Origin of the sequence: Thalassolituus sp. (assembly GCF_034111725.1) — a bacterium.
GTDB lineage: Bacteria > Pseudomonadota > Gammaproteobacteria > Pseudomonadales > Oceanobacteraceae > Thalassolituus.
The window spans coordinates 22388-38027 of the sequence record NZ_JAWUWR010000088.1; the positions used below are offsets into that span (position 1 = coordinate 22388).

The window sequence follows — 15640 nt, forward strand, 5'->3', positions numbered from 1 at the left end:
TTCTACGGCAAAGTTGATCGCAGTATAGGGACTTTTGCCGTAGGTAACGAGTGTCAGATGTGGTAGGTTCCGTTTTCGCGACGCGCTTTGTTTTCAATTAAAAAGCGGTGCAATTGGCCGAGAGAAAGTGGGCGACTAAATAAGTAACCCTGGCCCTCGTCACAGTTGTTTTGTCGTAAAAACTGCAGTTGTTCGCGGGTTTCGACCCCTTCAGCAACGACATTCATGCTGAGCTTATGCGCCATCGCGATAACGGCGGCAGTGATCGCCATGTCGTTTTTGTCGTCGGGTATATCCATCACAAACGAGCGATCGACTTTCAGAACATCAATCGGGAATCGTTTAATGTATGACAGCGACGAATAGCCTGTGCCGAAGTCGTCGATCGCGATGGCAACGCCAGTGCTCTTGATTTCCTGCATGATGGCGATAGCCGTTTCGACATCTTCCATCAGAGTGCTTTCAGTAATTTCTAATTCTAGGCACTGAGGCGGAATTTTGGTGATCTCTAATACCGTACGAATATGTTGAACTAAGTTCGGATCAGTGAACTGTTTGGCCGATAGGTTGACGGCCACTTTCGCGGTTGGCGGTAAGATTCCTTCGCGCAATAGTGAGCTAATCTGCCGACAAGCTTGTTCTAGTACCCAGTTACCAATATCAATGATCTGTCCGGTTTCTTCTGCGACGGGAATAAAGTGATCGGGTGTTATTAAGCCTCGCTCCGGATGTTCCCAGCGAATCAGGGTTTCTACGCCGGTGGTGCTGTAGTCAAATAAACTCACTTTTGGTTGAAATAGCAGGGTGAATTGGTTGCGCTGAATGGCCTCTTTCAATTCTTTTTCTAGCGCTAGGTGTTCGAGGATTGAATGGTTCATATCCTCTGAGAAAAACTGGAAATTATTGCGCCCCATTTCCTTAGCCCAATACATAGCTAAGTCGGCGTTTTTCATCAAAGTGTTAACGTCAGTGGAGTCTTCCGGCGTCATGGTGATACCGATACTCACACTGGTAACAATGTCCTGACCTTTAATGCGAATCGGGCGAGACAGCGCCTTGAGGATTTTCTCTGCAACTACGAGTACGTCTTGTGACTGTTGCACATCCGTTAGCAAAATAGTGAATTCGTCTCCACCAATACGAGAAACCGTATCGTTTTCACGTACAGTGTTGTTCAGGCGGGTGGCAACAGCTTTGAGAAGAATATCGCCAGCATCATGGCCTAAAGTATCGTTGATACGCTTGAATTGGTCCATATCGAGGAACATCAGAGCCATCGACTTGCCAGAACGAAGAACGCTCTTCACGGCTTTTTCGAGACGATTCTTAAACAGGCGGCGGTTTGCCAGTCCTGTTAATGGATCGTAAAAAGCAAGATTTTCCATCTGAATTTGAGCAGCTTTTAGTTCTGAAATATCAGAGATTGCCCCCAAGTAGCCTAGCAGTTCACCATCGCGATCATGCAGTGCGCTGGCGAGCAAATGAATCCAAGTATGGGCGTTGTCGCGGCGTACTAAGCGAATTTCAAGCGCGATACTCTCTTGATCAAAGACCATCCTATTCCAAGATTCTTGCACCATGACAATATCTTTTGGATTGATCATTTCGAACCAGTCTTGCAGGTCTGGCAGCTCGTTGGTTAAGCCGTGGATGTCACGCCAGCGCTGGTTAACGTATTGCAGTTTTTGTTTTGGGTCGACTTGAAAAATACCAACAGGCGAAAGTGCGGTTAACTTACGAAAGCGTTCTTCCGATGCTTTCAGCGACACGTTTTCGTCTTCGATGGTGATCAGCATTCCGTTAAACAAATCGACTAAATCACCTAGCTCATCGTTATTCTCTTTAACGGCGCGAATAGAGTAATCCTTGTCGTTAACGATTTGGCGCAAGGTATTACTCAGATCACGCATAGGGCGAGCGATAACGTCTTTCAGTTGATTGGCGAGGAATAGAGCTAATACAACTGCCGCTAAGATAATAATGCCAGAGAATATTAGGAACTGATTAAAGCGCTGCAGTAAGTCTTTGCGGCTGCTTTCTATAAATAGGGTACCGATCGGAGTTTTATCACGACTGATGGTGAAGTATTGACTGAAGTTGTAGGTGTTACGACTCACGCGGGGCACGTTGTCAGGACAGGTATCTTTTAGATGATCTATCGCTATATACGATGCTGCTAGTTTTTGGTCGTCACCATAGATACACCCACGCAGGATTGAGGTGTCGGCTTTTAATGTGCTCAAGTTTGTTTCGAGTAGTGCTGTGTCGCCAAAGGTAAGAGCCGCCGTTGCTCTGTCAGCGATAACTTCGCCGAGTACCGTAAGCTTTTTTTCGGTATCTTGCCGCGACAAGTAATATTCCAGCGACATATACGCCAGATTCGACAGTACCAGCGTTAAGCCAGTAGTTATCAATGAAATAAATACTAACTTGCGACGTAATGATTGCGAGCGAAGAAACTTCACACACTCACCATATTGTTATGCTGGATGTCCGTAGAACGGTACGCCTGAAGTGGTAGGGGAGATCCCGCCCAATTGGAATGACGCATCGGTTAATAATTTCCTTTAGTTACTATCGCATACACATTGTTAGTCGTTCTTATCATACGTAGGCAGACCTACTTGCCACTACTGTTTAATAATTCCAGTGAGACTAAGTTGAGAGAAAGCTACGCGGTATTTACGGCTTCATGGCAGCCTTAGGTTGTTGTCGCATCTCGTCTTATTCGATGGAGCATACCTACCTTACGCGAACGTCATTTTTTACTGAGATTCGGTCTAGGCACGGTTTATGATTGTAGTTGCTTTTTAGCGATTTTGCTGGGCTTTGGTCACAAAGTTTTGTGCAAAGAGGACAGCAGCGCTAGAGGCTAGCGCTGTGCTTGTTGCGGGGTAGCTTGCTCATTTGCTAGCTCTTTCAATAAGTCGTCCATGTTGACATTCTGCAAGCGTTCGCTCAGTTGTGTACGGTATGTTTTAACCATGCTTAGGCCAGAAATTACGGCATCGTAGATTAACCATTTGTTCTCATCTTTGTTGTAATACAAACGAAAATCGACCGGTACTTGATTACCATTATTCTGCTGGAATTGGCCTTTTACGATTGCTTTGTCGCCGTCAGGGTTGAGAACCGCTTTATCAAAGACAAGTTTTTCACCGCTAAACGCTTTGAAAGCGCCGGTATAAGTACGAATTTGTTGTTCACGGAAGCGAGCAATGAATTGAGTACGCTGATCAGGCGTTGCCTGACGCCAGTATTTGCCTAGTACGCCCATCGCAATTTTTTGCTCGTCGATGGCAGGCACAATATACGCCAGCACTAAGCTCTCAACCTTGTCTTGGGTGCGAGCTTCAGGCTCAAGCTTGGTTAGCTCAGAAATAACGCTATCGGTTGCTTTCGATACCGTTGCCAGCGCATCTTCGCTGGAGGCATGGGCAGCTTGCAGCATTGCAAAGATAGCGAATATCACGGAGAAAGATTTTTTAAAAAGGGTTTGCATACACAGTCCTGTGGTTCTCGGGTGCATCGTGCCTACAGTATGTTCCTGCCTGTGGGCGAGTAACAGCCTTTGAATCTAAATTACTTGTTTCTGTGGTGCAACAATATTGCACAATCAGTCTGCATTATACGTTAGTGCATCGTCTTTGGATGCAAATCCACGCTTAATGAGTGCTTCTTTGAGTGCATCATTCATGTTTGTATCCGCTAAACCTATGATTAACGTTAGCGTATTTTGATCGGCCCAGCGTTGTATGAAATGTATCATTTGATGCATTACTCCGCGGCGCTGGGTGATGCTCCTCACGCCGGCCTGAGATAAGCGTACTTCGTTTTGGTTGCGCTCGACCAAGAATGCGCCAACCACTCGGTCGTTAAAACGACCGGCAACAATCCAACGATCCACCGTTAGCCAGTCCTTCATATCGATTTCCGACAGAGTTAGTCCAGAGACGGCTGTATCCTGGTGAATCTTACTTAAATCGTTCCAATCAGCGTCTGTCGGGGTGGTTAGATGTTCCAGTTTTACCGGCACGTTGGTCTCCTGCTATGTGAGTTACACGGTTCTCGGTCTAAATTGCCTGAAAACAGTAGTGGTGGCCTACTTTCTCAGGCGCTTTGCTTTATAATGCTTTCCTTTCTGTTTTGCGAGAGTTCGGAGCACCAAAAGTATGGCACGCACCGCATCGGTTGAGCGTAACACGCTGGAAACCCAAATCACCGTTAACATCAATTTAGATGGAACGGGTAAGTCAAAGTTCGATACTGGAGTGCCGTTTCTCGAGCACATGATGGATCAAATCGCCCGTCATGGTCTGATTGATTTGGATATTACCTGTAAAGGCGATAACCACATCGACGATCACCACAGTGTTGAAGATATCGGCATTACCTTAGGGCAAGCATTTGCAAAGGCAATTGGCGACAAAAAAGGCATCGTTCGCTACGGTCACTCGTATGTGCCGTTAGACGAAGCATTGTCACGCGTGGTGATCGACTTCTCCGGCCGCCCTGGCTTGGATATGAAAGTCGAATTCACACGCGCTAGCATTGGTCGTTTAGACACACAGCTATTTTGGGAGTTTTTCCAAGGCTTCGTGAATCACGCCAATGTAACTCTGCACATCGACAATTTAAAAGGCTTCAATGCGCATCACCAGGCTGAAACCATTTTTAAAGCGTTTGGCCGTGCTTTGCGTATGGCAATTGAATTGGATCCGCGCATGGCCGGTATGATGCCGTCTACCAAAGGCAGCCTTTAAGGGGTAAGCATGGCCAGTAAAATTTGTGCGGTCATCGACTATGGTATGGGTAATTTGCACTCTGCGCATGGGGCACTGCAAACCGTTTCTCCAGATACCCAAGTCATTGTGACCGGTGATCCTGAAGTCATCATGAAGGCTGATCACGTAGTACTGCCGGGCGTTGGCGCGATTCGCGATTGCATGGCGGAGATTCGATCACAAGGGATTGATCAAGTCGTTGCTGAGGTTCGTAAAACGAAGCCGCTACTCGGTATTTGCGTGGGCTTACAAGCCATGATGAATCGTAGCGAAGAAAACGGCGGTGTGGATTGCATGGGCTTGTTCCCTGGACAGGTTCGTTATTTTGGCGATGACCTTGTCGAAAATGGCGAGCGTTTAAAAGTCCCGCACATGGGTTGGAACCAAGTACAGCAGGTGGTGCATCCGCTGTGGACTGGTATTGCCGATAACAGCCGTTTTTATTTTGTGCATTCTTACTATGTGGATGCCGTAAATGTTGAGCAAATTAAAGGTCATGGCCATTACGGCGTCGACTTTGCTGCTGCTATGGGCGAAGACAACGTCTTCGCCGTGCAATTTCACCCCGAAAAAAGTCACAACGCTGGCTTAGCGTTACTAAAGAATTTTTTATCTTGGGATGGTCAGGCGTAATTCTATTATTACTTCTAGTCCCTCCAGAACGAATTAAGGTTTCAAAGAATGCTCGTAATTCCTGCGATTGATTTAAAAGATGGCGAATGTGTACGTTTACGTCAGGGTCGTATGGACGACTCGACTGTATTTGGTGATGATCCGGTTTCTATGGCGAATCGTTGGGTTGATGCGGGTTGCCGTCGTTTGCACTTAGTTGACTTAAACGGTGCCTTCGCGGGTACTCCGGTTAATGGTGATGCGGTTACCGCTATTGCCAAAGCGTTCCCCAATTTACCCATTCAAATTGGTGGCGGTATTCGCTCGTTAGAAACCATCGAGCATTACATTAAAGCCGGTGTTCAGTACGTCATTATCGGCACCAAAGCGGTGAAAGAGCCGGCCTTCGTCAAAGAAGCCTGCCAAGCATTTCCGGGCCATGTGATTGTTGGATTAGACGCACAAGATGGTTTTGTTGCGACTGACGGTTGGGCTGAGATATCGGAGATCAAAGCCGTTGATTTGGCTAAGCAATTCCGCAACGACGGCGTTTCTGCCATTGTTTACACAGACATTGCGCGTGATGGCATGATGCAAGGTGTTAACGTCGAAGCAACGTTGCAGCTAGCGATTGAAGGCGGTATTCCCGTTATTGCCTCGGGCGGTGTGACCAATATTGAAGATATTCGCAAGCTAGCGAAAGTCTCTAGCCAAGGCATTTTAGGCGCGATTACTGGCCGTGCAATTTACGACGGTATGCTCGATGTTGCTGAAGCTCAGGCTTTGTCTGACGAATTAACAGGAGCCTAATTCATGGGGCTGGCAAAACGCATTATTCCTTGTCTCGATGTCGACAAAGGCCGTGTGGTAAAGGGCGTTAACTTCGTTGGTATTCGCGATGCCGGTGATCCGGTAGAAATCGCTAAGCGCTACAACGATCAGGGCGCTGACGAAATTACCTTTTTGGATATTACTGCCAGTCATGAAGAACGTGCGACTACAGTGCACATGGTGGAAGCCATTGCCGAGCAAGTGTTTATTCCGCTAACCGTGGGTGGTGGTATTCGCGAGCTGGTGGATATTCGCAATATGCTCAATGCCGGCGCTGATAAAGTGTCGATCAACTCGGCGGCGGTTTACAACCCAGATTTTGTGCGTGCAGCCGCGGATAAGTTTGGCTCGCAATGCATTGTTGTCGCCATTGATGCGAAGCAAGTTGCCGATAATCGTTGGGAAATTTTCACCCATGGTGGTCGTAAACCGACGGGCATCAATGCCGTTGAGTGGGCGATTAAAATGGCCGAATTCGGTGCGGGTGAAATCTTGCTGACCAGTATGGATCGCGATGGCGTAAAAACAGGTTTCGATCTTGGTGTGACTAAAGCGATTTCAGATGCGATTAATATTCCCGTTATCGCCTCTGGCGGCGTGGGTAATTTAGAGCACCTTGCTGAAGGCGTCTTAAAGGGTGGTGCCGATGCGGTACTTGCGGCGAGTATTTTCCATTTTGGCGAATATACTGTGCTGCAAGCTAAGCAACATATGGCCGCAGCGGGTATTGAGATGCGGTTAGACTGATCCTTCATCTACCCCGTCAAAGCCTCGCGATAGCGGGGTTTTTTTTTGCTCCGATTTTGCTCTAACGTAGACTCTCTGTTGGCCCTTTGATTGTCTCACACTGTCTACGATACTTGCCCTAGACTAAATTGCCGCCAGCTAAGCCTCAACTTTCCTCAAACTGGTCTATTTTTAGCTATAGAGATTCTCACACCTATGATCGTCATTTTTGCGTTGATGATCACGGTTGTGGGTCTTTATTCATACCATCAACAGAAAACTCGTCTGTTGGATGCCAGTAAGCTGCGCGCCGACCAAAGTGTCACCGATGTCGGGCGAGCGGGTGAAGCCTTACAGCAGATCGCCAGCGGCGTTGAAGATATCCGCGAAATGAATGGCATGATCGCCGCCGCCGCGACCGAGCAGAATAAGGTCGTGGAACGGATTAATAAAAACATTCACGCGATTGGCGAGGTATCCAGCCAGACGCTTAAAGGCTCAAGCCGCACGTTAGAGCAGAGTGATGATTTGATTCGCGTGGTTGAGCGGTTAGGAAGTTCAGTGAATAAGTTTAAGTCGTGAGTTTTAGCGGCTGACGCTGCGGGGTTTCTTTCTTGAGTTTAAACCGAATGTATACGAATGGTGTTGTAGGAGGGAGTCAACGAACGCTTTTTGTTCGTACTCCCGATTGCTACTTGTTACTGTTCGCTCCCTGAGTACCTCCTACAAGAAAGATATCTTCCGTTTTAATTTTGAGTGCGAAAAGAACCTGCGGTGTCAGCCGCTAAAACCAAGCCAGCCTGCGTTAGCAGCTATAAACCACAAAAGCGAAAAACCCTGCCGCAGCAGGGTTTCATCTAACAGTCATTCGATTAACTAAAATTAATCATCCAAAGCCGCTTTATCACGCACTGCACCTTTATCCGCGCTGGTCGCGAATTTGGCATATACCTTTAATGCCGTGGTTACTTTACGTGGACGCTCTTTGGCTGGTTTCCAGCCAAGCTTGTCTTGCTCATGACGACGGTGAGACAGTTCTTCCGCAGATAAATCTACGTTGATTGAGCGATTCGGGATGTCGATGTTGACGATATCACCTTCACGCAGCAAACCAATCGCACCGCCAGATGCCGCTTCTGGAGAGCAGTGACCGATAGACAATCCGGATGTACCACCAGAGAAACGACCATCGGTTAACAATGCACAGGCTTTGCCTAACCCTTTGGATTTCAGGTAAGAGGTTGGGTACAGCATTTCCTGCATACCTGGGCCGCCTTTCGGGCCTTCGTAGCGGATAATCACGATGTCACCAGCGACTACTTCATCGGCCAAAATGCCTTTTACCGCATCGTCTTGGCTTTCAAAAACTTTAACGCGACCTTGGAATACGTGGATCGATTCATCCACACCGGCGGTTTTAACCACGCAGCCATCCAGTGCGATGTTGCCGTAGAGTACGGCTAAGCCACCTTCGAGAGAATAAGCGTTTTCTAAATTACGGATACAGCCGTTTTCACGGTCGCCGTCTAGTGTTGGATAGCGGGTGCTTTGGCTAAAGGCGGTTTGCGTAGGAATGCCAGCAGGCCCAGCTTTGAAGAATTTAATCACTTCTTCGCTAGGGTTGCGCATGATGTCCCACTTATCGAGGGCTTCTTTCATCGTTGCGCTGTGAACCGTTGGTAGTTCGTTGTGCAATAAACCGGCGCGGTCAATTTCACCTAAGATACCCATGATGCCACCGGCACGGTGAACGTCTTCCATGTGATACAAAGGTGAGTTCGGAGCGACTTTACATAGCTGCGGTACAACGCGTGATAGACGGTCGATGTCTTTTAAATCGAAGTCGATTTCAGCTTCTTGGGCAGCCGCTAATAGGTGAAGAATGGTATTAGTTGAACCACCCATTACGATATCCAGCGTCATGGCATTTTCGAAAGCTTTGAAGTTAGCGATAGAGCGCGGTAAAACCGACTCATCGTCCTGCTCGTAGTAACGCTTTGCGTTTTCAACAATGCGACGGCCAGCTTCTAAGAACAACTGTTCGCGATCTGCGTGAGTTGCCAAAGTCGAGCCGTTGCCCGGCAGGGCAAGACCCAGAGCTTCGGTTAAGCAGTTCATCGAGTTGGCGGTGAACATGCCTGAGCATGAACCGCAGGTTGGGCAAGCGCTGCGCTCGTACTCGGCGACTTTTTCGTCAGATGCTGAATCGTCAGCCGCAATGACCATGGCATCGACCAAGTCGAGCTTATGCTCAGATAACTTGGTTTTACCGGCTTCCATCGGGCCGCCCGATACGAAGATAACCGGAATGTTCAAGCGCAAAGACGCCAACAGCATTCCCGGTGTGATCTTATCGCAGTTAGAAATACAAACGATGGCATCGGCACAGTGAGCGTTCACCATGTATTCAACCGAATCGGCGATCAGCTCGCGGCTAGGCAAGCTATACAGCATGCCGTCGTGGCCCATGGCGATACCGTCGTCGACGGCAATCGTGTTGAATTCTTTAGCAACACCACCGGCCTTTTCGATCTCGCGCGCAACCAGTTGGCCCATGTCTTTAAGATGAACATGGCCGGGTACGAATTGAGTAAACGAGTTCGCCACGGCGATGATTGGCTTTTGGAAGTCCTCGTCTTTCATACCGGTGGCGCGCCATAAGGCACGTGCGCCAGCCATATTGCGGCCAGCGGTCGAGGTCTTGGAACGATACTCAGGCATGATGTCTTGCCTCTTGCTATAGAAAAATGGCGGTTATTGTACCAGTGCCGGTTAGGCAGTGACAGTCTGCTCTTACTTACAAGAAACGGTAAGTTCGCGCTAATCTACGGGCTATGCTCAATTAAGCTGTTGTATCATGAAGCTAGTTTGCAATGTGGCGACAAGACGAGAGGTGTAACGCTATGACAGAGCTAACCCTGTATTACGACGGCCAGTGCCCACTATGTGTTGCCGAGGTGACACAGCTAATGAAGGCCGACAAGCAGCAAAAAATGCAAATGGTGGATATCCAGCAATCCGACTTTGCTGAGCGTTATCCACACATTGATCCTCAAGCCGCGAGTGACATACTGCATGCGGAATTACCCGATGGGCGCATTATTCTTGGTTTAGATGTTGCCCATAAAGCATGGGGGCTGGTGGGGCGAGGGTATTTATATGCACCATTACGCTGGCCTGTGATTCGCTGGTTCGCCGATATTGCCTACCTTTGGTTTGCGCGTAATCGCTACAAAATTTCTGGATGGCTGACCGGGAAGGAGCGCTGCGAAACGTGTTCGCCCGATAAAGGCTGCGACATCAAAAAATAAGGATAAATAACTCGATGACCCCTTCAGCATCTGATCTTGTATTTCTGCCTCTTGGCGGCACCGGCGAGATCGGGATGAATATGAATCTCTATGGCCACGATGGCCGTTGGTTGATGGTCGATTGCGGTGTCACTTTTCCTAAGCCGGGACGTATCAGCGCCGACGGTACACGTCATCACTCTGGTGAACCCGATACGCAAATGCCTGATCCTGAATTTATTGTCGCCCGCAAAGATCAGCTTGCTGGGTTGGTGATTACTCACGCGCACGAAGATCACGTCGGGGCGGTGCCGTATTTGTGGCACAAGTTACGGTGCCCAATTTATTGCACGCGCTTTACCGCCGAAGTACTGAAAAAGAAACTCGCGGAACATGGTTTGCTGCATCAGGTAAAAATCATAGTGCCGGAAACCGGCGAGCGCGTTCATATCGGCCCCTTTGATGTTCAGTTTTTAGCACTGACACATTCGATTCCTGATCCCAATTGTTTAATGATTCGCACCCCTGTGGGCAATGTATATCATACCGGTGATGGGAAGTTAGATCCTGATCCTGTGGTTGGGCATGGCTATAAAAAAGAAACCTTCACGCAATTGGCTGAAGAGGGCGTGGTGGCCATGGTGTGTGATTCTACTAATGCCACAACCTCGGGTCATTCCGCGTCTGAGGGCGATCTCTATGATGGCTTGCGTCACTATATCGAAAGCGCCAAAGGGCGAGTGATCGTGACCTGTTTCGGTAGCAACATCGCCCGGCTTTTAACTTTATCGCACGTGGCTGACGATACTGGGCGTTATATGGGGTTATACGGTCGTTCGATGATTAATATGCATCAGTGCGCTAAGCGCGCCGGTGTTTGGCCGTTCAGTGCTGGCTCTGTTGATACTGGGCATTTAGGCTATTTACCACGTCACGAAGTGCTTGCTGTGGCAACTGGCAGTCAGGGCGAACCTCATACGGCCTTGCGTCGATTGGCGGCGGGTACGCATCCTGATTTTGAATTAGAAGCCGGTGATCGGGTGATCTTCAGCGCTCGTGCTATTCCCGGCAACGAAGACGCCATTAACGGCATTATCGAGCAGCTGAAAAGTATGGGCGTTGAAGTGATTACCGCCGACGAAGCTGAGCTACCCATTCATGCCTCTGGGCACCCTGCGCAAGAAGAACTCGAAACCTTATACCAATGGGTGCAACCAGAAATCTCGATTCCAGTACATGGCGAAGAAGTGCACATGAAAGCGCACGCGGGTTTAGCGAAAGGCTGCGGCGTGCCACAAACCATGACGGGCCGTAATGGTGATATCTTTCTGCTACGTCCTGTCCCGGGGATTCAACGGCAAAAAGTGAGAACAGGACGTTTAGGTTGGGAGAAGGGTAAGTTAGTTAACGTGGTTTAGTTGGCGCTGCCTATAGGGCTGAATAGGGTGTCATAGGGCTTCAACCCACATGACGCCGACGTCAGTTTTAACCACCTTGACCATAGCTCCAGACTTTATTGGCTGGTGGCTTTTTAATTTCCACTTGATGCCAGAGTAGAGGTGAGTCGTCTCGCCGCGAATATCCACATCGGCGGTTATTACAAAGGTTTCTTTAGCAAAGTCACTGTCTATGTTTTGCACTTCGACTTTGCTTTGCATGCGGCGCAAGGGTTTCCACAAGGTAAAAGCGAGCACGCTGGTTACTAGCGTATTACTCCAGAGTGCCGCGACATAGGTTGCTTCTAATAGACCTATCTTCATACCAAGGCCTGTCAGTACCAGCGACAGACCTAAAAATAGTAAGACGACGGTCGAGAACCCTAAAACAACCGACTCAATAATTAACACGGCAATGCCAAGTATCAGTAAGACATTGGCGATGTCGCTTTGCAGAATAAAATCCATAGCTTAACTCTGGTGTTTATTTAACGAATTAATAATCGCCATGGATGTCGCTACCAAGGCGCTTGGATCTGTACCGTTGTCAGGCAATAAAATAACAGACGATTCTTTGGCAATCGCTTCTCTTGCCGCAATGGCTTTAGTGGCCAAATCAAATTGAATCGCTTTTACCCCTTCTTCGGTATTCGCTGCTTCACCGACTTTTCTCAAGGCTTCTGCTTGCGCTTCTGCAACGGCCAAAATAGCACTGGCTGCACCTTGTGCTCGCAGAATTTGCTCGGTTTTTTCTGCTTCAGCGGCTAATACCTGTGCTTGTTTCTTACCTTCTGCCACGTTGATGGCCGATTGACGGTCGCCTTCTGACTCTAAAATCTGGGCACGTTTTACCCGCTCGGCCTTCATCTGAGCTTCCATCGCATCCATCACTGAGCGTGGCGGTACAATATCTTTAATTTCATAACGTAATACCTGAATACCCCAAGGCTCTGCCGCTTCATTGATCGCTTCAACAATGCCTATGTTCAGCAGATTGCGTTCTTCAAACGTTCGGTCCAGTTCCATTTTGCCTAACTCAGAACGCATAGTGGTTTGCGCCAACTGAGTGACTGCGAAGACATAGTCATCAACGCCATAAGAGGCTTTGTATGGGTCAAGTACACGAAAATATAAAACACCATCAACCGATAAGGTGATGTTGTCTTTGGTGATAGCCGACTGGCTAGGGATATCGACGGCTTGTTCCTTCAAGCTGCGGTCGGCGGCGACGTTATCAATAAAGGGCAATATGAAATTCAAGCCTGCCACTTTGGTTGATTGGTATTTGCCAAAACGTTCAACAACCCAAGCTCGATTCTGAGGTACTAATTTAACGCTACTTTTAAGTAGCACTAGTACGAATATGAGGGCGAATGCCTCGACCGAAAATAAATAGTTTAATGCGGTTTCCATGATCAACTTCCTTCAACTGAGCCCGTAAAACAAGGCGGTAACGTGATTTCATTTGCTGGATTACGCGAGCAATCCAGCCTATCGGACGTAATGGCGAGTGTTAAATACAAGTTGGATGGAGCAGAGAGCCTGTATCGGCCACTCAGCTAGTGTTGGATATTGGCTCGAGCGCAATATCCCGATCTCTCGAATCAATCAGTCTAATACGTTTAGCGCTTTAGCTCTCGTACCAAGCGAAAGCCGGTAAATTCATCGGCTTGCCCAGAGTGAGCGGTAACCGTAGTGAAACGACAGTCATTCATTGGTGTTTGGCGCGAGCCGCCAGCAGCAACCAGCAAGTTGTTGTCGTAGACCCATTCTTGCACGTTACCTACGGTGCTGGCCAATCCATAAGAATTGGGTTTACCGTTGGTGGTTTTTTGTAGCTCGGTACCTTTCTCGATACCACCGTATTTTAAGAAACAGTTACGGTCTGGTGATTCAGCTGCACCATCTGCTTTTGCTGCCATTAACCATTCTTCATAGGTTGGTAAGCGATAAACATTGCCTGTTACTGAGCTAAGCCAACCGGCGTAGTTTTCAGCAAAGTTAATGTCGATACTGTGCACTGGCAGGTAGTTAGTTGCGTATTTCCGGCTATCGCACATTTGCGTGACGGTGCAATAGTCCGATACGTCATCATAGGTGATTTCGTATTGGCTTATCGCAATTGGGTTGCCGTCAGGCATAGGTACAACCACCATTACCGGCGCTTTTGCTTGTCGCGGTAGAGGATCGGTACAAGTATAACGACGACCTTTATTGCCTGATCCGGGTTCTAGGTGACCGCAGTAATCTACTTTTAATGTTTTTAGGCTGGCTTGCTCAGGCAGCATTGCGCGCGATTCACTCAGCATGCGTTCTGCAGAATAAGGGCTAACCTTTGATATTTTATCGAAGCACTGCACCAATGAATCGGCAACGATGCTGTGCAGTTCATTGGTACGTTCAGGTTCTAATGAATCTAATATTCGCAGGTGGCTAGCAACGCGGCCTTCGACATCAATTTCATTCGGGCAGCGAAGAGCATTTTCTAAGCTGGCGACTTCTTGTTTAATTTGCGCACGACGAGCGATTTCCATTTCGGTTTCGCGCTTTTGACGTTCCGTCTCGAGTTTATCGGCTTCTTCTTGTGCTTCAGCTAAGCGCGCGTTTTCTGCTCTTAGTCTCTCCGATTCCTGCTGGGTAATAACTTGGTTGGTCAGAATTTTAATATCATCTTCTGGTCCGCCCCAAGCTGATGAGGCTTCAAGCATAGGTATGACGGAATCGAGTTGTTCGTCAGCCATTAAGTGCTTTGCTTCAACTAAATAAGCCATGGCAATGCGACTGCTTACACTGGCTTTAGTATCGGTATCTTCAGGTACCAATTTGGCGTACACGAGAAGTTCTTTGCGTACTTCTTTATCCCAATTTGGCGTTAGGGCCGATAGCTTAACCAAGCGTTCTAATGTTTGTTGTTGGTTTTCGATAGTCGAGCGCTCTAGCTGCTGTGCCATCTGTTCTTGCATTTGTACTTTTAATTCTTCTTGAGCTTTTTCTTGGTCGCTAAATTTTTCAATATAAAGTGCTCCAGCTACGCCAAAGGCTGCAACGCTGGCAATCAATGCCCATAATAAAACGCGTGGTTTGCCGAAGAAACCATCATAAAATTCAGCAACTGTTGCGGTACGATTGTCGCGAGTTAATTCCAGTGCGCTGGATAATGCATTCCACTGGCGACGGCTGAGATTTTTTAATTTCTTTGGTTTAAGCTTTTTCTCTAGCGCTTGATTTGCTGGGGTCTTCTTAAACGGATGGGCGCCACTGAATAATTCGTAAGCAACACAGCCTAACGCGTAAACGTCGTCGGATTCTGATGGTTCTGCACCACGCAGCATTTCATTACTGGCATAAGCTGGTGTTAGAGCACCGAGAGTACCTGCATCGAAAATGGTTTTTTCACCAGCGGTATGCGCCGCGCTGCCTTCGGATACCGCACGCGCGATACCGAAATCAAATACTTTAGTGCCTTTTTTCTTGGTAACGAAGATGTTGCCGGGTTTGAAGTCGGAGTGAATGATATTGTGCGAATGCGCATAAATAAGGGCGTTCGAAATATCTTTCAGAATCGAATTAGCTTCTTCTTGCTCCATTCCATGCGGGAACTGGCGCAGTAATTCATCGAGCGGAAAACCTTCTAGGAATTCCATGGTCATGAATACGGTATTTTTATCGCGGTCGAAATCGTAAACCGTTACGATGTTAGGGTGGGCAAGGGTTTGCGACTTGCGCGATTCGCGTTGCAGCGAAATAAATGCGTCGGGGTGTTGGCGGAATTCGTCGTTTAATAATTTAACCGCAACATAAGGATCAGAGTCGCTGGCCTCGACTTTACGTCGGTCTAGTGCTTTGTATACCGCCCCCATACCACCGGCACCGAGCAAGGATACTAATTCAAAGCGTCCTTTAATAACTTGGCGGCCCATAGGTGAAATAGAGGACGAAGGATCAAATTCGGGGGGGGGGG

Annotated in this window: 14 protein-coding genes; 7 read left to right on the forward strand and 7 right to left on the reverse strand. The window is 48.0% G+C overall.

Annotated elements, in window-relative coordinates; genetic code table 11:
* Window positions 1-53: 53 nt before the first annotated feature.
* The 3 genes from UXZ23_RS15525 to UXZ23_RS15535 form a co-directional block, all read right to left on the reverse strand.
* Entirely contained in the window at window positions 54-2465 is a 2412-nt protein-coding gene (locus UXZ23_RS15525) for an EAL domain-containing protein (RefSeq protein ID WP_320821446.1), read from the reverse strand.
* A 407-nt stretch (window positions 2466-2872) separates the two neighbouring features.
* Window positions 2873-3502, reverse strand: coding sequence for an ABC transporter substrate-binding protein (locus UXZ23_RS15530; protein ID WP_320821447.1), 630 nt, complete (start codon window positions 3500-3502; stop codon window positions 2873-2875).
* Window positions 3503-3616: 114 nt separating this feature from the next.
* A complete protein-coding gene (locus tag UXZ23_RS15535; protein ID WP_320821448.1) occupies window positions 3617-4036 on the reverse strand; it encodes an acetyl-CoA sensor PanZ family protein in 420 nt (139 codons plus the stop codon).
* Between the two features lie 136 nt (window positions 4037-4172).
* On the opposite strand from UXZ23_RS15535, the gene hisB reads away from it, so the two are divergent.
* From hisB to UXZ23_RS15560, 5 genes are all read left to right on the forward strand, one after another.
* Window positions 4173-4763, forward strand: a complete 591-nt coding sequence (gene hisB, locus UXZ23_RS15540) for an imidazoleglycerol-phosphate dehydratase HisB (protein WP_015485538.1) — start codon at window positions 4173-4175, stop codon at window positions 4761-4763.
* 9 nt (window positions 4764-4772) lie between these two features.
* The gene (gene hisH / locus UXZ23_RS15545) at window positions 4773-5417 is read left to right on the forward strand and encodes an imidazole glycerol phosphate synthase subunit HisH (protein ID WP_320821449.1); all 645 of its coding nucleotides are present in this window, start codon (window positions 4773-4775) and stop codon (window positions 5415-5417) included.
* A gap of 48 nt (window positions 5418-5465) precedes the next feature.
* Complete coding sequence (gene hisA / locus UXZ23_RS15550) at window positions 5466-6206, forward strand: 1-(5-phosphoribosyl)-5-[(5-phosphoribosylamino)methylideneamino]imidazole-4-carboxamide isomerase (RefSeq protein WP_320821450.1); 741 nt, start codon at window positions 5466-5468, stop codon at window positions 6204-6206.
* 3 nt (window positions 6207-6209) lie between these two features.
* Window positions 6210-6974 (forward strand): imidazole glycerol phosphate synthase subunit HisF, encoded by a 765-nt coding sequence (hisF, locus tag UXZ23_RS15555; protein ID WP_075272718.1) that lies wholly within the window; start codon window positions 6210-6212, stop codon window positions 6972-6974.
* A 195-nt stretch (window positions 6975-7169) separates the two neighbouring features.
* Window positions 7170-7535 carry a hypothetical protein gene (locus tag UXZ23_RS15560; protein WP_320821451.1) on the forward strand — a complete coding sequence of 122 codons (366 nt, stop codon included), beginning with the start codon at window positions 7170-7172 and terminating at the stop codon, window positions 7533-7535.
* Window positions 7536-7835: 300 nt separating this feature from the next.
* Here the strand turns inward: UXZ23_RS15560 and ilvD are convergent, their stop codons facing one another.
* Window positions 7836-9674 (reverse strand): dihydroxy-acid dehydratase, encoded by a 1839-nt coding sequence (gene ilvD, locus UXZ23_RS15565; protein WP_320821452.1) that lies wholly within the window; start codon window positions 9672-9674, stop codon window positions 7836-7838.
* Between the two features lie 182 nt (window positions 9675-9856).
* Here ilvD and UXZ23_RS15570 point away from each other — a divergent pair, with 182 nt between their 5' ends.
* Both UXZ23_RS15570 and UXZ23_RS15575 read left to right on the forward strand, forming a co-directional pair.
* On the forward strand, window positions 9857-10264 hold the full coding sequence (locus UXZ23_RS15570; RefSeq protein ID WP_015485544.1) for a thiol-disulfide oxidoreductase DCC family protein: 408 nt from the start codon (window positions 9857-9859) through the stop codon (window positions 10262-10264).
* 14 nt (window positions 10265-10278) lie between these two features.
* On the forward strand, window positions 10279-11661 hold the full coding sequence (locus UXZ23_RS15575; protein WP_320821453.1) for a ribonuclease J: 1383 nt from the start codon (window positions 10279-10281) through the stop codon (window positions 11659-11661).
* 30 nt (window positions 11662-11691) lie between these two features.
* Here UXZ23_RS15575 and UXZ23_RS15580 read toward each other — a convergent pair whose 3' ends face one another.
* From UXZ23_RS15580 to UXZ23_RS15590, 3 genes are all read right to left on the reverse strand, one after another.
* Entirely contained in the window at window positions 11692-12147 is a 456-nt protein-coding gene (locus UXZ23_RS15580; RefSeq protein WP_276666672.1) for an NfeD family protein, read from the reverse strand.
* Window positions 12148-12150: 3 nt separating this feature from the next.
* Window positions 12151-13092 (reverse strand): SPFH domain-containing protein, encoded by a 942-nt coding sequence (locus UXZ23_RS15585; RefSeq protein ID WP_276666669.1) that lies wholly within the window; start codon window positions 13090-13092, stop codon window positions 12151-12153.
* Between the two features lie 209 nt (window positions 13093-13301).
* On the reverse strand, window positions 13302-15640 hold a 2339-nt coding region (locus tag UXZ23_RS15590; protein ID WP_320821454.1), incomplete at its 5' end, for a bifunctional serine/threonine-protein kinase/formylglycine-generating enzyme family protein.